This window comes from Vibrio sp. TRT 29B02, assembly GCF_050113655.1.
Lineage (GTDB): Bacteria > Pseudomonadota > Gammaproteobacteria > Enterobacterales > Vibrionaceae > Vibrio.
In genome coordinates this window covers 26,044-43,305 of sequence record NZ_JBNJOJ010000038.1, presented here as the reverse complement: position 1 = coordinate 43,305, position 17,262 = coordinate 26,044, and the positions used below count along the sequence as shown (strand labels likewise).

Below are 17,262 nucleotides of genomic sequence, written 5' to 3'. Positions count from 1 at the left end.
CAATTGCCCATCTACACGCAAATCAAGCGCAATCTAAAGCTATCCACTAAATCAGTCGTTCACAATGCGGATGAAATTCTCAAGACCGGCTTTGTAAAAGAATTAGGGAAGCGGATTGGTAATATTGCTCTTGGAATTTCTGCCGCCAGAGGTGTGGGTTATGTTGGTTTACTTGTGGGGGCCGTTAGCGGTGTCGATAACATTTTCGAAGCGTGCAAGGTGGATGGTACTGGCGAGTGTGGCAAGACAACAACTCGTGAAGTCGTTGGGTTTATTGGTGGCTGGTATGGAGGCCTAAAGGGCGGAACAGTTGGTGTTAGTCTATTTGTGCTTGCTGTTGGTGTAACGGCCTCAACTCCGATACTTGCTCTTGCTGCCATCGGTGGAGCGGTTGTTGGTGGGGCCGTTGGCGGTGTCGTTGGAGCAACAACTGGCAAAGCGATTGGAGATATCATGTATGAAAAGACAATCGAACTTTATGAATGGGGTGAGGATTTTCTGTGATTGAGGTTCTTAAAGATCTTGAAACTATTGTTGTTGGTTTGCTTTCTGCTTATGCCATTGTTTGGTCTGTGCCAGCTGTCTTTATGAGTGCAGTTGTTAGCTTAGGTAGTTTAAAACATATAATTTTTATTGATCAGCAGTTAGCGAAAGATCTTGATAAGTATTATGACCACAATGGTTATATGCGTCCTAAATATCAATTGTCTTGGGAGATTGGTAGCCGTTGCTTTGATTATTGGGTTAAATACCCATTCATACGTAAGCGTTCAACAACCAAATCAACGAAATTTAAAGTGTTTATGTGGGTTAATGCTTTAGGTATGTGGAGCTATATAGGAATTATATTTTCAACTTTTATTGAAAAATTGCTTGGTATTTAACTTTGATACAAGCACTTGTCATGTTTTCGACTCGGTCTTCGAGCTATTGGATGTTCCGCTCTGAGGAATCCCCTGATGATTTAGATAAAAATCGGCTTTGTTTCCTAATTCGATTTCAGTTAAAAACACGCCTAACATGACTAAATGTTAGGCGATCACCATCGTTTCGGGCATACTAGTCCTGTGAGCTTGTTTAACGCTTTTATCATGGCGTAAGTTTCACCAACCTGAGCATTGTAGTTTGTCAGACTTAATCGCCCACCGAACAACTGCTTAACTCGATACATTGCTGTCTCTGATAGTGAGCGTTTATGATAGCCGTACTGCTTTTTCCACTTATTGTTGGAGCCGTAGAGCTTTTGGCAACCTACCGCTAAATTCCTAGGGTGGCCACTCTCCCAGAAGGCAGCCCCTTCTCTAGGAGGGATGAGTACTTCCTTAGCTCTATAGCCTTTCTGTTCTTGGGGCTAACGGGACGCGAGCTTAATGTGACAGCGATTCACCTCCCTTACGCTGCTCCTGAATATCACCGCCAGTATCAGCAGCGCTTTGCTTGTCAGGTGAAGTTCAATCAGGATGAGTTAGTACTGCGGTTTGATGCCGAGCGGCTTGCGGTTCAGTTCGGATGTTCTGAGAGAACGTTGAGACGGCACTTGGAACAGTGCTGCACGAGTTATCAGCAGCTTTTGAATGAAGTGCGTGCCGATCTGGCTAAAGAGTATCTGGTTGGGACGCGTTTAACGGTAGAAGAGATTGCGTTTCGCCTTGGCTACAGTGATAGCGCTAATTTTCGTCGAGCATTTAAACGCTGGACAGGAACAACTCCCCAACACTTCAGAGCATAAATCTAGCGGCACAGATAGAACAAATGCCAGCAAAAATGCTGGCATTTGGTCGATAAATGGATGAGCTTTAAGATTATTCGCTTTCGCGATTAGAAGCCCATACGTACATCAGTTCAAGAGCAATGGTTGCTCCTGCAAGCGCTGTAAGGTCACTCTGGTCATAAGGTGGAGAGACTTCCACTACGTCCATGCCAACAACGTTGATGCCAGCTAAACCACGTAGAATCTTCAACACTTTATCTGAGTTCAGACCGCCACAAACGGGTGTTCCTGTACCTGGAGCGAAGGCTGGATCGAGACAGTCGATATCAAACGTTACATACACTGGCTTATCACCAATGATGTCACGAACACGTGCTACGATGTCCTCTGTGCTCAGATCGTTCGCTTCCATCGCATTGATAACGTTGAAGCCGTGACCATCTTGTTTGTATTCAGTACGGATACCGATCTGAACCGAATGCTTCGGTGAAATCAGCCCTTCGTTTGGCGCATGATAGAACATGGTGCCGTGATCATAGCTGCTGCCGTTAGCATAAGTATCGGTATGTGCGTCAAAGTGGATCAGAGCCATCTCTCCGTGATGTTTCGCGTAAGCGCGTAAAATCGGCAAAGTGATGAAGTGATCGCCACCCAAAGCTAACATGGTCTTGCCGCTTTTTAGGATTTCACTGGTTGCCGCTTCTAAACGGTAAGTGAAGTCTTCAGCATCGCCACAATCAAACACTAAGTCGCCCGCATCGATAACTTTCGCACGGTCGAAGACGTTGAAGTTCCATGGGAACTTTTTGCCTTCCCAAGCCAGATTGACTGACGCGCGACGAATCGCATCCGGCCCCATACGTGCACCTGGTCTACCTGATGTCGCCATATCTAGCGGCACACCGAATACCACCAAATCGGCGTCGGCTGAAACAGGGTTGCGCAGGTACGGCTTGCGCATAAAACTCATCGAGTTTGAGTAGAGTGAATAATCAGTCTTAGTGAACAAATCATTCATTTAAAAATCCTCTAAATAGGTGTAACCCGCTAGGCCACCTTCTAATTCTTCTAGAACGGTTTTCTGCTCGCTCGCTTCTACGCGCTCGGCAACCAGTTCACGATAGTGGTTACGAATCTTATCGACGTCGATATGAACGTAACGCATCATGTCCTCAACGGTATCACCCACGTCTATACGCTCAATGACCGTGTTGCCCGTGTCGTCAACCGTGACAACCGCGCTGTGAGTATCACCAAATAGGTTGTGCATATCACCAAGGATCTCTTGGTACGCGCCAACGAGGAAAAAGCCCATTAAGTATGGTTTGTCTTTGTTCCAAGCGGGCACTGGCAAGGTAGTTTCGATGCCTTGACCTTCAACGTACTGTTCAATTGCACCATCTGAGTCACAGGTGATGTCCAACATGACCGCGCGACGGTCTTCCACATTTTCCAAACCTGATAGAGGCAGAATAGGGAAGACTTGATCGATACCCCAAGCATCCGGTAGAGACTGGAACAGCGAGAAGTTGACAAAGAACTTATCCGCTAGTCGTTCGTTCAGCTCGTCCAGAATTGGGCGATGGAAGCGGTTTTTATTGCTCATTTGGCGGCTTAGTTCGAAGTAAATTCGAAGCGAAAGCTGCTCTGCCCATGCACGTTGCTGAAGATTCAGTACACCAGTCGCAAACTGAGAATGCACTTCTGCTAAGTCACTTTGAGTATCGTTATAGATCTCGATCAGAGCTCGTGCATCGCTGCCATCTTGGAGGTTTTCCCAGCTTCGCCACATATTTTGTAGCAAAGTTGGGTCTTGTGCATCGGGTGCAACCACATGCTCTGGATGATACGCTTCCGTACCAATAACGTTCGTGATCAATACCGCATGATGAGCAGTTAAAGAACGACCTGACTCTGAAATAATAACAGGAACTGGCTGTTCATACTGCTGACATACGTCACCCACAGTGCTCACGATGTTGCGAGCATACTCGATCAGACCGTAGTTCATCGAGTTTGACGATTGGCTGCGAGTGCCATCGTAATCAATCGCTAGACCACCACCAATGTCGAAGTATTTGATGCCAGCCCCCATAGCACGCAGTTCGCAGTAAAAGCGAGCAGACTCATTAACGCCATTGCGGATATCGCGAATGTTAGCCATTTGCGAGCCAAGGTGGAAGTGTACCAGTTGCATTGCATCTAGCTGATCTTCCTGTTTTAGGCGTTCGATAACGGTCAATACTTGAGAAGCGGCTAAGCCGAACTTCGATTTTTCGCCACCGCTTGATTGCCATTTGCCCGCTCCTTGTGAAGCGAGTCGGATGCGGAGACCTAGGCGTGGTTTAACGCCTAAACTTTCAGCTTCTTTTAGTACCAAATCAAGCTCAGAAAGCTTCTCTAGTACGATAAATACTTTGTGACCCAGTTTCTCGCCGATCAGGGCAAGGCGGATGTACTCTCTGTCTTTGTAACCGTTACATACGATCACTGAGCTGGCTTTTTGCGCCAGTGCGAGTACAGCGAGCAATTCAGGCTTACTGCCAGCTTCAAGACCAAGTTGTTTTGTTTCCAACTGAGCCTGACTTTCCAGGATTTCGTCAACAACTTCTTTTTGCTGGTTAACCTTAATTGGATAAACCAACAAATAGTTATTTTGGTATTGGTTTTCTTCAATCGCTTGGTTAAACGCTTGGCAAATACCATGCACGCGTTGGTGCAAAATCTGTGGGAATCGAACTAGTACTGGCAGGTTGAGTTGCTTTTGCTCTAGCTGCGAAACGATGTTACTCAATGGAATTTGGTGCGCGTTATCGCTGCGAGGTGATACATACACCTCACCCTGATTGTCGATACCATAGAAGCCTTGGCTCCAGTAGTGAACATTGTAATCAGCGCGAACACGGTCAAGTTTGGAAATGTTTTCCACATCAAATCTCACAAAGACAGAGATAAAAAAACATGATTCAGAATGGCCTGAAATCATACCTGATACGGGGCTGGATAGGGTTAAAAGCCGTCGTGTCGAGCGCATTAACGGATAAATATTAGCTTGAGTCTAACAAAACAATTTTGTCGCCACGATTGGATATGAACTCTGTGAGTTATATTAGAGCCTTTATCTGGACTTAGTGAAATTCAATCACAAGACTAACCTTTATTTGGCTAGGTTGAACCGCTAAAATGGGCACAAATTGAATAGTGTTGGATGAAACATGGCAAAATTAACACTCCAAGAGCAAATGCTAAAAGCGGGCTTGGTGAACGAGAAAAAGCTTAAAAAAGCGAAGAAAGGTTCTAAAAAATCGCGTGTTCAAGCACGTGAAGTCAAAGCTGCGGTTGAAGAGAATAAACGTCAGCAACAAGAACGTGATAAAGCGCTGAGCAATGAACAGAAAGAGCAACGCTTGAGCAAAGAAATTCAGGCGCAAATTAAACAGTTGATCGAGATGAATAAAATCGATCTTAAAGACGGTGACATCAAGTACAACTTTACCGATGGCACGTTAGTAAAATCTGTTTATGTTGAGTCTTTAGTTCGTGATCAACTGGCAAAAGGGATCTTGTCTATTGCGCGTAGTGAAGAGTCTTACGTTGTGATTCCTAGCAGTGTCGCCAAGAAAATTGCATTGCGTGATGAGAGTGCGATCATTGAGCAGAATGCGCCAGCTGAAGACCTTCCAGCAGAAGATGATCCATACGCTGATTTTGTCGTGCCAGATGATTTGATGTGGTAGAGCAAAATACCGACAAATAAAAAACCAGCCACTAGGGCTGGTTTTTTTAAATCTTAAATAGATGACGCTAAGGTCAATCTAAAATTAAGCAGCTACAACGTTAGCAGCTTGTGGGCCTTTTTGACCTTGTTCAACTTCGAAAGATACGTGTTGACCTTCTTTCAGAGTTTTGAAACCTTCAGAAGCGATTGCACGGAAGTGTACGAATACGTCAGCGCCGCCGTTTTCAGGAGTGATGAAACCGAAGCCTTTCTCTTCGTTGAACCATTTAACGATACCAGTAGTTTTGTTAGACATAATCTGTCCCTTATATAAATTGAATTAATCTTCGTTTATGCGCTGAAAATTTGAACTATTTAATGTAACAATGAAGCTAAGGGAAACACAGAGGATAACGCCGGTAACGCAGGAATTCTAAGGATTTACTTTTGACTTGCAGTTTCACTAATAACTCTGAATTGCAGAGCGAATAAATCTTACCTTATTCCACACGGTTGTAAAGAGATATTTTGCTAAAGTTGGTTATTTTTTGTTCACATTGATATTAAAGCCCTCATTGAGGGCTTTAATTGAGTATAACGACAACCTAAGAAAAAATCTTTTTATCACGGAGAGTTAACTTAGATCTTCTTAAAGATGATCGAAGTGTTGATGCCACCAAAGGCGAAGTTGTTACTCATCAGATATTCGACCTCTAACTCTCGACCATTGCCAGTGATGTAATCAAGGTTGCCACACTGCTCGTCAAGAGAGTCTAAGTTCAATGTTGGGCTGAACCAACCAGTGTGCATCATCTCTAGGCTTAACCACGCCTCAATCGCACCACAGGCCCCAAGAGTATGACCAAAATAACTCTTTAGAGAACTGATGGGTACCTTGCCCAGTGCGTTGGCTGTTGCGTTACTCTCTGCGATATCACCACGATCAGTGGCGGTTCCGTGTGCCGAGACATAGTCGATCTGCTCCGCTTTGATGCCTGCATTTTCTAATGCCATCTCCATACAGATTTGCATGGTTTCCATTTGTGGTTGGGTGACATGGGCTGCATCACAGTTGCTGGCAAAGCCAATGATTTCAGCGTAGATTTTAGCGCCGCGAGCCTTAGCATGTTCATACTCTTCCAGAATCAAAGTACCAGCACCTTCACCAATCACTAAGCCATCGCGATGAGTGTCATAAGGTCTAGGTGTGCTTTTAGGCGCGTCGTTTTTCAAACTGGTGGCAAAAAGAGTATCAAACACCGCGGATTCAGTCGGGCACAGTTCTTCGCCTCCACCCGCAACCATGACGGTTTGATAACCATGCTTGATTGCTTCATAGGCGTAACCAATGGCTTGACTGCCTGAAGTACACGCACTGCTCGTTGGGATCACTCGTCCTTTCAGGCCGAAGAACAGTCCGACGTTGACCGCGGTTGTATGAGGCATCATTTGTACATAGGTAGTCGCGGTAATTGCCTTGGTCGTTTTGTCATTGAGCATTACGCCAAAGGCACCGATCGCATCGGTACTGCCCGTTGATGAACCGTAGGCAATGCCAGTTTGTCCATTCGTCAGTACTTCTGCACCGATTAGCCCCGCTTGTTGCAGAGCATTTTCAGTTGCAACGGTCGCCAGTTTAGACACACGACCCATTCCGCGAACTTGTTTGCGTTTGTAGTGTTTTGGCAATTCAAAATCGTCTACAGGCGCGGCAAGCTTAGTATTGAGACCTTCGTACTGCTCATAGCTTGGCATGTACTGAGTGGCGTTTTGACAGGCTCTGAGTTTTGGTTCTACGGATTGCCAGTCGTTACCAAAAGCAGTAACACCAGACATGCCCGTTACGACAACGCGACGACTCATACCAGACCTCCGTTAACTGAAATGACTTGGCGAGTAACGTAACCTGCAATATCAGACATTAGATAACTCACCAGACCGGCAACCTCTTGCGGCTCACCCATTCGACGAAGTGGAATTTGCGGCATAGCGTGCTCTTTTACATGCTCATCAACCATACCGGTATCAATTAGACCCGGAGCGACACAGTTCACGGTGATTTTTCGCTTCGCCAGTTCAAGTGCGAGGGATTTTGTTGCGCCGATAACGCCCGCTTTAGCTGCACTGTAGTTAGTTTGGCCACGATTACCCATCAATCCAGAGACAGAAGCAAGTGTAACAATGCGGCCACCTTTGCGTTTTTGAACCATTGGCATTACGCATGGGTGAAGCACGTTATAAAAACTGTCGAGGTTGGTATGGATAACACCGTCCCACTCTTCTTCTGTCATCGCTGGGAACGCTGTATCGCGCGTAATGCCTGCGTTGTTCACCACGCCATAGTAAGCGCCATGCTCTGCGATATCGCTTTCTAGTTTATAACGGCACTCTTCGCGATTACTGATATCAAACTGGATCAGACGACCATTGCCACCATTTTCGATAATAGTGTCTAAGGTTTGCTGAGCACCTTGTTGGTCACCCATGTAATGAACGGCGATGGTGAATCCATCTTTTGCCAACTGAATTGCGATTGCTTGGCCGATGCCTTTACTTGCGCCTGTAACTAAAACTTGACGGGTCATTGGTGACTCCTGATTTTCATTTCTTGTAATTTTTGTTCTGAAGGTACGTATACATTTAACTGGCAACTCGCGACGGTCTGTTGTTCGAACTCGATACGCGCAGAGAAGACCGCCATACCATTATCTTCCATCATTTTCTCGGCATAGATGTCGAGCTGTTGACCATTTTGGAACGCATCACAATGAGAAATGTATCGACGGCTCCCAAGCAAGAAGCCGATAGGGGGTTCTGCGCCTTGTTGAATGGCGTGGTAGCCTGACCAAGCCGCGACGGATTGAGCCATAAACTCAATTCCTACATATGCAGGAAGAGTGCTGGTGTCAGTATTATAAAATGGATTCTTTGCACCTATATCCACCTGACAGTGGATGGTGTCTTGTTGAATGTCTAGCGCACGATCGATAAGGATCATCGGCTCATCATGCGGCAGTAATTGTGCGATAGGAGGATAGCTAGTCATGGATGTAACCAAAGATGAGACTGATATTGTTGCCACCAAATGCAAACGAGTTGCTTAAAATGGCTTTACCCTGCAATTTGGTCGTCGTTTCAACCAGTGAAACTTCGATATCCGCGGCTTTGTCACGGCAATGCTGCATGGGTAGCTCTAAGTCGTAATTCAAAATATGCCACGCAATGGCGGCTTCGGTAGCGCTTGCAGCGCCAAGGGTGTGACCGGTTAGAGGTTTGGTCGAGCTGACCACTACCCGATCGCCAAATAAGCGATGAATCGCTTTGCTTTCCATGCTGTCATTAAGTGGGGTTGCCGTTCCGTGGGCATTGATATAGCCGATGTCACCGACCACTAGTCCTGCGTCATCGAGCGCTTTTTGCATCGCTTGCTCTGCACCATTTCCCTCAGGGTGAGGTGCCGAAATATGGTGGGCATCAGAACTGTCGCCCGCGCCCAACAGAGCGACCTTAGATGGTTGATAACTCAACAACATCAAGGCGGCTGATTCGCCAATATTGATACCGTCTCTTGCTTGGCTAAATGGCTGGCAAAGTGTATTTGAAAGTGCTTCCAGACCATTAAAACCGTTTAGAGTTAAGCGGCAAAGCGTATCTACGCCGCCGACGATGACTGCATCGACGAGACCGCTACCCAGTAATCGTTGCGCTGTGATAAATACGCGACCACTGGATGAACATGCGGTAGAGATTGCGTAACATGGCCCTGTGATTCCGAAGTAGGCAGCAACAAAGTCACTGGTGTTGCCTAGCTCCTGCTTACGATAGTGGTAGTGTTCAGGGAAGGCGCCGCTCTCAAGTCTCTGTCGATATGCGATCTCGCCATCGGCAATACCAGACGTGCTGGTTCCTATGATAACGGCGACTCTTGAGGGACCAAACTCATTGATCGCTAAGCGAACCTTATGCTCAATTTGCTTTATTGCCGAGAGAGCCAATTGATTGTTGCGTGTATCAAACTCCGCGAGATGAGAAGGGAGCTCTGGAAGTGGGTCATCAATACGACCTACTACGGTGGAAGTACCCGTATTGAGGATATGGTCATCGACCACCATATTTGAGGCTTGTTGGCCGGACAGGCACAAGTGTATCTGGGATACGTCTGATCCCATCGCGGAATGAAAGCCACAATCTTGAATAAAAATCGGTTTAGAAACGTGTGTCAGCATGATGGCTATCTAGTTGGGGCTGTACTAAATTGCAGCGTTTTTATTTTTACAGTGTAGTTGTCGATTAAGTGATTAAAGGTAATTTCACCCACTAGCCTGTCCTTGTTGCTGTAATGGATGTCAATGACCTTTTCACCGGCGCTATCGAATATAGCTCTGGAATTGTTTTCATCAATCATTCTCCACCTTACCTTATTTAGAGGGGCTTCCCAAGCAGAACTCGGCCAGAGCGTGATCATCAGATTAAATAGCACTTGTTCTGGTTGTGGTAAGACGCCTCCAAGACCGCTCATCACATCTGTTGAAATGCTATCGTTTTGATAGGTAAGGGACAGAATCCGTGTTCCCCAAGAAGAAAAACCTGCCAGAACGAGCTTATCTTGCGAGACTTGCAATTGTACCGGCAATTGTTCGCTACGAGTTTGCGCTCCGTTTTGCCACTGCGCTTCAATTAATTGGCTAGCCGTCAGTGAATAACCTAGCGACGCAGGGATTGGTAGGTTTACTTGGGTCTGCTTGGCGACCACTACGGTTGGAGTTGTACTTTGCGGAGTGGAACTGCAAGCGCTAAGAACGCCCCCAAGCACTATTGAGCACAGTGTTTTCGCCAAAGTAGTGCGCTTCATTGTTTCTCCTCATTAATCGCGAGTGGAGACAGTAGCCAAGCGACAAAAATTCCGCTAAGAACTGTAATTCCAAAGCTATGAATGGCGTGTGTCTGGCTCAGTGACAGTAACCCGAAAGAGAGTAACGTTGTCAGAGCGGATAAAGTGATCGCCAGTAATGTACTTGGACTACGCGCTTTTTCAGCAAAAAATAGTGTGTAGTCGATGCCAATCCCAATTATGAGAATAAGTGCGAGTAAATTGAACAAATTTAGGGTTGAACCGAGCATCGCCGCTGTCGCGATTCCCACAAGACAAGCAATAAGGGAAGGGATGAGTATTAGCACTGCGTGTTTGAGACCATAACGTTTGACCAGTAAACCACTAATCACCACGAGGGCGATGACCAATAGTTCAAGGACTTTGACGCGGTACTCGCCAAACAAAGTAGAGATCTCTTCTGCCTTATTGAGGTAGCTTATATCGGGATGAGCGTGTGCAAACTGGTTGACGATTTCGGCATTGTTGAGCTTAGTGAGTACAACGATTGCGGCCACTTGCTGCTCAATCTGCCCTACATATAAGAAGCGCACAGGCTCAGAGACAATCTGCTGTAAATACTCCTGTAGATTTACTGGCTTAAACGCTTCTGCGAGTAAGGGCACAGACGTGAGCTTAAGTGTATCGCTCAATTTGTCGCCCTGTGATGCGTACAGATTCTCGATTAACTGGTAATCACTCTGTTGGCGTGTGATAGAACCAAGATATTGAGTCAGACTTTGATAACCTTCAATCGAGCCCTCTTGTTGCCATTGGTCTAGGGTCGGATGGAGCGACTCAAGGCGCTGCATTAGCAATTCATCATCATTGGCGGTCACGACTAACATCTGTTGAGAAGATTGCAGCCCACTGATTTCGTTGATCTGCTGCTCCTGCAATTTGAGGCTATCTGGCATAGCCTGAAGTTGACGGATATCGTCATCATAGTGCAGCGCAGTCAGAGGAAGTAAGGTGGCAGCCAAACAGATTACTGGCATGGTGAGTTTAAAGCTCGGTTTTTCCCATTGCCCCAACCAGCGTTGCCATAGCCAGTTGCCCGGTAAAGGTCGAGACTCGGTGGGGCGTTTGGCTAGAATCGGATACCAAGCGACAACGGTAGCGTAGGCTGCAATTAAACCAATCGACGAGAACAGGGCAAGTTGCTGTAGACCTGGGAAAGGAGCGATCAGCATCCCCAGATATCCAATCAAACTGGTGACCAGTCCCATCGAAATGGCTGCAAGAATATGTTTCAGCCCTTTGCGGCTATCCCAACTGTGTCCAGCAGCAAGGCGTTCCGTTAGGTAATGGAATGCGTAGTCGATGGAGACACCAATCAGACTGGCACCAAACACCAGACTAAACAGATGTACTCGCCCAAACAGCTCTGTGGTAACAGCAAGGGCCGCGACTAAACCGATGCTGATCGATAGCAGCGCTAGCATCAGTGGCGCACCACTTCTGAATACGCCTATCACCAAAACGATGACACCGAATAGCGAAAAAAGACCGATGGTGCTGATTTCTGATTTCGCACTCTTAGTTCCAAACTCGGCGTAGAAGAGCACACCCGTGTGGAGCGTCTGAGCCTGATACTGCGTGGTCAGTTGCTGCTCTATATCGATAATTTGGGATACACCCTCTTGGGCATTGAGGCTGTAAGGAGAATCTTTGAGTGTTGCCGTGATCAGCACATACTTCTGATTTTGGTGCCGAGTGGTCAGGTATCCGTTGTCGATGCTAAAGGCGGAACTTTGTTGAGTTAACTGGCCAAGATAGTCGCGAAACAACAAAAATGGGTCGCTGGCGAGTTCATTACCAGTGACGCCAGAAAATGGGTTATAGATCGATTGGACGACGTACTGAACTTGAGCCTCCGGTGTTGCCGTGAGACGTTGGCGTTGCTCCGGTGTGAGCTGTTGAAAACGGTGCTGAAAATAGTAACTCGCCCACTGCTGCTGTTGCTCGGCCGACACTTTTCCAGTGACTTCCGTAAATAGTCCAGTATCGGACAGAGCCTGCTCAAGAGCATTTGCCGCGGCAAAAAGCTGGTCGTCTTTTTGAGTACGAAGAACGAAGACCACTTTATCGCTGAAGTTGTTCGAAACGGTTTCAAACGCTTGCTCAGCAATGGGGTTTTGCTGGTTTTCTGGCAGCAACTTTAAGATGTTGGTCTCAATGGGAGATTGAGCTGACCAAATCCACTGTTTAGCCAGCAGGGCAAGAAAAAGCAATACTAGACCAAGCCAAGCTATTGCTATGTTCTTGCCACCCAAGCTTTGGCGAGTTGCATTGTCAGAAACTGAATTGCTCTTGTTCCGCATCACTTAGGCTCTCTGGCTGATGAGTCTGGTTGGTAAAAAGAATTTCGGTCTTGTCACCACGAATTTCCTGCAATATCAGACCATCGATATCCTGCTTTCCTGTCAGAGTGATAGACTCAAACACGGAGTTTAGGGGGGATTGTTTAGGTGTTAGCCTAAGCGTCCATTGCCCTTCGTTGATGGCTAAATTCAGATCAAACTGCTCTTGTAGTGCTTCGGTATCGCCATGGAAAACCGCTAGGAATACATGGCTAAAATAGAACGCCATTGGGTTCTCTTTTGCCGTGATAATCTGAGGCGCTTGTCCGGCAAATGTTTGGCGTAGCTTATCTTGTGTCAGCACCAACTGAACTGGGAATGGTGTAGTTTGCTGCCACAGTAACCCTTGTGCTTTGTTTAGCGTGAACTTTCCTTGCGAACTTAACGGTTGCTCAAACAGTTCAAGATGACGAAGTTGAGTAAAGTCGCCGCGAACGGTCGCGCTCTTGGCTAACTCTGTTTGCAGCGAGGAAAGATCCGTGACTTGCGCCCAGCTAAAGGGAGAGAGTGCTAATAAAGCGAGCATTAACCACTTTTTCATTGAGCGATTCTCCCGTGTTGGTGCCAATGCTCAATTTTATCGATAAAGATCTTCGGTGAAGCAAAGCACATTTCCTGTTCTTTGATACTGACTGCTACTTGTGTGGTGTGCGCTTTACACATCCTCGCACCTGTTTCAGCATCGGAGATTAGGTAATCGACACGCAGTCGATTCTCCCACTCAGTCAGTTTGGCAGTTACGCGGATTTGGTGATTGAAAGGAATCGCTTTCACGTACTTAACGCGCGTATCTATGATTGGCCACATGTAGCCAGATTCATTCATCGCGAGATAACCGTAGTCGATCTTCTCCATCATGACGCGGCGGGCTTCTTCAAAAAAGCGAAAGTAGTTGCCGTGGTAAATCACACCCATAGGATCTGCGTCTTGAAACGAGGTGACCAGTGTCACCTCAGATTCGAGTGGAAATTGGATTGCTTGCTCCATTAAGCCTCCGGATAGAGTGACCAGTGGCGTTGCTGAATTCGAGAAATAAAGTGGCGAAGGTCGTGTTCAAGTGGACGATCTTCTACGACAAATTCAAATTCATTTAATACCGCATCACGAATCATCTTGAGGTTGTCACTCATATGGTGCTCATCAAGTTCATTATGGCGACGACGAATCTCTACGGCCTGAATACTTGCAAGCAATGACGCCGCAGCGACTTGTTCGGTTAATTGGAGTACACGCAAACAGTCACGAGCTGCAATCGTACCCATACTGACCTTGTCTTGGTTGTGACATTCAGTTGAGCGAGAGAAAACGCTGGCTGGCATGGTGTGCTTCAACGCTTCTGCTGTCCAAGCTGAAATACCTATCTGCACTGCTTTGAAGCCGTGGTTGATCGGTTTACGTTCACCCTCTGCTCCCGTTAGGTTAAAGGGCAAGCCATTGTTGAACTTATAGTCCATTAGTTGTGCCATTTGACGATCGAGCAGATCCGCTAGGTTAGCGATACCCGTCTTGAGGGTATCCATCGCCATAGCAATATGACCGCCATAGAAGTGGCCGCCGTGCAGCACGCGTTCGTTTTCACCGTCAATGATTGGGTTATCGTTAGCGCTGTTCAGTTCGTTTTCGATCATTGAACGCAGCCACGGCAGTGAGTCCTGAACAACCCCAATCACATGCGGTGCACAACGGAGTGAATAACGATCTTGTAGACGGTCACTGTTGCGTGGAGGACGTTCGGCGTTGAGATCGGCACGCAGCCATGCAGCAACTTGCTGTTGACCAGGGTGAGGTTTCACCGCAAATAGTGCTTCATCAAAGTGAAAGTCATTGCCATGCATGCCGACAGAAACCATCGCGGTGATCTTGGTACATAGTTGAGCAAGATATTCTGCGCGTTTGTATGCCAGACAAGCGAGAGCGGTCATGACCGATGTGCCATTCATCAGGGCGAGGCCCTCTTTAGGTTTAAGATGAATAGGGTTGATGCCTAACTCGGCGTAGACTTCAGCGGTAGGGTGGACTTCACCTTTATAGATGACCTCTCTTTCTCCAATCAGAGCGGCAGCAAGATAAGAGAGTGGCGTTAAATCACCGCTTGCACCTACTGAGCCTTCTTGTGGGATACGAGGAGAAATGTCTTGGTTGATAAGAGTAACGATCTGGTTGAGCAAATCGTGTGTTACTCCTGAAACCCCTTGGGCTAATGAACATAATCGAGTGGCGAGCACGGCTCGCGCCTGTTGGTGCGAGAGCACTTCTCCTAGACCACAACCATGGAAGCGGGTGAGGTGAAGCGGAAGTTCATCGACTAGGTTCGGTGGAATCGCAACCGTGCAAGAGTCACCATAACCTGTGGTTACGCCGTAAATGACGCCTTCCTCTTTCAACAAACGTTCAAGAAACTGAACACCTTTGTCTATTTTAGTGGTGAATTGTGGTGAATTATTGAGGCTAGCATTGGCACCTTCGGCAATGGCAACTACATCTTCTATGCTCAGCGCCTGTGCGCCAAACGTAATGGTGTTATCGTTTTGCATCGTCATCTTGCTGATTACTTAATGTCCAAAAGTTGAAAAAATTATACCACTGCAGTGGCGCTTGCAGGGTGTAGTGTTGCAGACGTTGGGCATAGTCTTGCACAACCTGTTGTAATGCTGCTTGTCGCTCTTTGCGTGGCAGCACGATTTGTTCTCTAAACGGCTCAAAGTAGACGTTAAAGTGTGGCTTATCGCTACTGTCATCGCGAAGTCCAAAGAGTAAATAAACGGGGGCTTTCAAAATAGCCGCCAGCATAAACGGCCCTTGCGGGAAAGGCGCTGGTTTACCGAGAAAATCGGCCCACACCGAACGGCTCTCTTTGCTGGTCGATGTGCGATCACCAACGATCACGATCCATTCACCCTGCTCAATTTTTTGCTGTAAGAGAATCGCCGTATCGGGCCCCATAGAGCTAACCTGAATCAGATTGAGCTCAGAGCTAGGATTAACGGCTTTCATCACGCTGTTAAAGCGTTCCGCATGCTCAGTAAACACCAAGGCATTGATCTTGATATGAGAATGTCGACGCCCAAGCGCACGACACAATTCGATATTACCCAGATGAGAGCCGAGAATAACAACCCCTTGTTTGTTGTCCACCATACGTTGAAAGTTTTCCTGACCATGAATGGTTAGGTTCTCGACACTGAAGTCACCCTTCCAAGCAGCCAATTTATCAAGCATGGTATGACCAAACGACAGCAGGTGATGATAGCTGTCGAGTTTTTCTGGTAACTCGAAAGAGTGCTGCTGTGCGTACGACTTGAGTTGCGAGAGATAGATTTCTGATGCTTGCTTTGCATCCTTACCGACGAGGTGATAATAGCCGATAACCACTTTCAGAATAAGATTAAAGACTTTGCGACCCAGCAAACTGTAGATCGCCAGCAACAGCTTGATACCGAAGATCGTGCCTTGCTCTTGTCGTTTCGACCAGTGTGGCTGATCATCACTGTTGTTTTTTCTGCGCTTACGGGCGATTAGCTGGGGGACTCGCGGCAGCATGCCGAAAAACAGTCGAGTATGCATCCAACTGATTTTGACGTTATCCCAAAGTGCATCAAAATGGGATATTCCCCCTTCAGGGTAGATGACGCGAGTTTCAACAAACTCAATATCAACGCCTTCCCAATACATACGCACAAGGATTTCGATGTCGAAGTCCATCCGTGTGCCAATGTCATACTTGTCTAGCACTGCGATGGTCTTGTTAACGGGATAGGCACGAAAGCCGCACATGCTGTCTTTGATGGTCAGAGATAGTGTTTCTATCCAGACCCAAACATGAGTGGCATAGCGACCGTATAGACGAGCCTTTGGAACGCTATCATCATAAATGGGTTGGCCAGAAACCAAACAATCAGGATTGTGTTGTGAGCATGAAATCAGTGCAGGTAAGGCGTCAATGTCATGCTGGCCATCAGCGTCAATCTGAATCGCATGGCTGAAGTTCAGTTGATGCGCGTGGCGGATCCCGGCCATCACAGCACCACCTTTGCCTTGGTTTTGCGCCAGTGTTACTAAGGTAACATTGTCTTGCTCAGCGACGTCGATAAGAGCCTGTTTGGTGTTCGCATTGCTACCGTCATCAACAATAATAAAAGGTAAATCAAAAGGTTTCAGTGATGACACCACAGCAGCAATAGTGCTTCCATGGTTATAGCAAGGGATAACAAAACAGGGCTGGTAATTGTTCACCTTAGCCCCCTAATTTCATTTTTCCAGATGAGTGGATAACCCGTTGCTCGTTGTGAATTGAGCTGTATTTAAAGGTCAGCTTTTGTTTTTCATCGTCCCAGATCAGCTCTAAGGTAATCTGGGCATCTGGAAGGATAGGCTCTTGAAACTTAATCACTTCCATGCCTTTAAATGTCGGTGGAGTGTTGAGGTACTCAATCGCATAAAAGAGTGCCCAGTCAATCTGACTGACTCCCGGTAAAAGCGGGAAATGGCTAAAGTGACCACGAAAATCCAAGATATCCGCATCAACCTTAGCGCTAAGGGTGGCTTGGTTACCTTGAATGACAACATTTGTGATCGTTGGTTTTCTTTTATCCATGGTGCT

At 46.8% G+C, this 17,262-nt stretch carries 17 protein-coding genes and 2 pseudogenes; 4 read left to right on the top strand and 15 right to left on the bottom strand.

Annotated elements, in window-relative coordinates:
* Together ACQEXT_RS18950 and ACQEXT_RS18945 are read left to right on the top strand one after the other, a co-directional pair.
* Nucleotides 1-504 (top strand): annotated as a pseudogene (locus ACQEXT_RS18950) (hypothetical protein); the annotation flags it as partial.
* Nucleotides 501-884 (top strand): hypothetical protein, encoded by a 384-nt coding sequence (locus tag ACQEXT_RS18945; RefSeq protein ID WP_171052139.1) that lies wholly within the window; start codon nucleotides 501-503, stop codon nucleotides 882-884. The pseudogene ACQEXT_RS18950 and the gene ACQEXT_RS18945, both read left to right, overlap by 4 nt.
* 147 nt (nucleotides 885-1,031) lie before the next feature.
* Here the strand turns inward: ACQEXT_RS18945 and ACQEXT_RS18940 are convergent.
* Nucleotides 1,032-1,315 (bottom strand): annotated as a pseudogene (locus ACQEXT_RS18940) (IS5/IS1182 family transposase); the annotation flags it as partial.
* A 57-nt stretch (nucleotides 1,316-1,372) separates the two neighbouring features.
* Here ACQEXT_RS18940 and ACQEXT_RS18935 point away from each other — a divergent pair.
* Nucleotides 1,373-1,729, top strand: a complete 357-nt coding sequence (locus tag ACQEXT_RS18935; protein ID WP_240800879.1) for an AraC family transcriptional regulator — start codon at nucleotides 1,373-1,375, stop codon at nucleotides 1,727-1,729.
* 73 nt (nucleotides 1,730-1,802) lie between these two features.
* Here ACQEXT_RS18935 and speB read toward each other — a convergent pair whose 3' ends face one another.
* Together speB and speA are read right to left on the bottom strand one after the other, a co-directional pair.
* The gene (speB, locus tag ACQEXT_RS18930; RefSeq protein ID WP_426953193.1) at nucleotides 1,803-2,729 is read right to left on the bottom strand and encodes an agmatinase; all 927 of its coding nucleotides are present in this window, start codon (nucleotides 2,727-2,729) and stop codon (nucleotides 1,803-1,805) included.
* Complete coding sequence (gene speA, locus ACQEXT_RS18925; protein ID WP_426953192.1) at nucleotides 2,730-4,697, bottom strand: arginine decarboxylase; 1,968 nt, start codon at nucleotides 4,695-4,697, stop codon at nucleotides 2,730-2,732.
* Nucleotides 4,698-4,926: 229 nt separating this feature from the next.
* Here speA and ACQEXT_RS18920 point away from each other — a divergent pair, with 229 nt between their 5' ends.
* The gene (locus ACQEXT_RS18920; protein ID WP_138971152.1) at nucleotides 4,927-5,448 is read left to right on the top strand and encodes a DUF2058 domain-containing protein; all 522 of its coding nucleotides are present in this window, start codon (nucleotides 4,927-4,929) and stop codon (nucleotides 5,446-5,448) included.
* An 84-nt stretch (nucleotides 5,449-5,532) separates the two neighbouring features.
* Here ACQEXT_RS18920 and cspE read toward each other — a convergent pair whose 3' ends face one another.
* The 12 genes from cspE to ACQEXT_RS18860 form a co-directional block, all read right to left on the bottom strand.
* Entirely contained in the window at nucleotides 5,533-5,745 is a 213-nt protein-coding gene (gene cspE / locus ACQEXT_RS18915) for a transcription antiterminator/RNA stability regulator CspE (protein ID WP_138971153.1), read from the bottom strand.
* Nucleotides 5,746-6,068: 323 nt separating this feature from the next.
* Entirely contained in the window at nucleotides 6,069-7,292 is a 1,224-nt protein-coding gene (locus ACQEXT_RS18910; protein ID WP_331417248.1) for a beta-ketoacyl-ACP synthase, read from the bottom strand.
* Entirely contained in the window at nucleotides 7,289-8,014 is a 726-nt protein-coding gene (locus ACQEXT_RS18905; RefSeq protein WP_331427411.1) for a 3-ketoacyl-ACP reductase FabG2, read from the bottom strand. The genes ACQEXT_RS18910 and ACQEXT_RS18905 overlap by 4 nt, the downstream gene beginning before the upstream one ends.
* A complete protein-coding gene (locus ACQEXT_RS18900) occupies nucleotides 8,011-8,475 on the bottom strand; it encodes a hotdog family protein (RefSeq protein ID WP_426953191.1) in 465 nt (154 codons plus the stop codon). Before ACQEXT_RS18900 ends, ACQEXT_RS18905 begins: the two co-directional genes overlap by 4 nt.
* Nucleotides 8,468-9,655, bottom strand: coding sequence for a beta-ketoacyl-[acyl-carrier-protein] synthase family protein (locus tag ACQEXT_RS18895; protein ID WP_426953190.1), 1,188 nt, complete (start codon nucleotides 9,653-9,655; stop codon nucleotides 8,468-8,470). Before ACQEXT_RS18895 ends, ACQEXT_RS18900 begins: the two co-directional genes overlap by 8 nt.
* Before the next feature lie 5 nt (nucleotides 9,656-9,660).
* Nucleotides 9,661-10,281 (bottom strand): DUF3261 domain-containing protein, encoded by a 621-nt coding sequence (locus ACQEXT_RS18890; protein WP_426953189.1) that lies wholly within the window; start codon nucleotides 10,279-10,281, stop codon nucleotides 9,661-9,663.
* A complete protein-coding gene (locus ACQEXT_RS18885) occupies nucleotides 10,278-12,623 on the bottom strand; it encodes an MMPL family transporter (RefSeq protein ID WP_426953188.1) in 2,346 nt (781 codons plus the stop codon). Before ACQEXT_RS18885 ends, ACQEXT_RS18890 begins: the two co-directional genes overlap by 4 nt.
* Entirely contained in the window at nucleotides 12,595-13,203 is a 609-nt protein-coding gene (locus ACQEXT_RS18880) for an outer membrane lipoprotein carrier protein LolA (protein WP_331427406.1), read from the bottom strand. Before ACQEXT_RS18880 ends, ACQEXT_RS18885 begins: the two co-directional genes overlap by 29 nt.
* Nucleotides 13,200-13,649: an acyl-CoA thioesterase gene (locus ACQEXT_RS18875; RefSeq protein WP_426953187.1), complete on the bottom strand. Its 450-nt coding sequence runs from the start codon at nucleotides 13,647-13,649 to the stop codon at nucleotides 13,200-13,202. The genes ACQEXT_RS18880 and ACQEXT_RS18875 overlap by 4 nt, the downstream gene beginning before the upstream one ends.
* Nucleotides 13,649-15,202 carry an HAL/PAL/TAL family ammonia-lyase gene (locus tag ACQEXT_RS18870; protein WP_426953186.1) on the bottom strand — a complete coding sequence of 518 codons (1,554 nt, stop codon included), beginning with the start codon at nucleotides 15,200-15,202 and terminating at the stop codon, nucleotides 13,649-13,651. The genes ACQEXT_RS18875 and ACQEXT_RS18870 overlap by 1 nt, the downstream gene beginning before the upstream one ends.
* Nucleotides 15,183-16,895: a glycosyltransferase family 2 protein gene (locus tag ACQEXT_RS18865; protein WP_426953185.1), complete on the bottom strand. Its 1,713-nt coding sequence runs from the start codon at nucleotides 16,893-16,895 to the stop codon at nucleotides 15,183-15,185. The genes ACQEXT_RS18870 and ACQEXT_RS18865 overlap by 20 nt, the downstream gene beginning before the upstream one ends.
* A 1-nt stretch (nucleotide 16,896) precedes the next feature.
* The gene (locus ACQEXT_RS18860) at nucleotides 16,897-17,256 is read right to left on the bottom strand and encodes a 3-hydroxyacyl-ACP dehydratase (RefSeq protein WP_426953184.1); all 360 of its coding nucleotides are present in this window, start codon (nucleotides 17,254-17,256) and stop codon (nucleotides 16,897-16,899) included.
* Nucleotides 17,257-17,262: the final 6 nt, after the last annotated feature.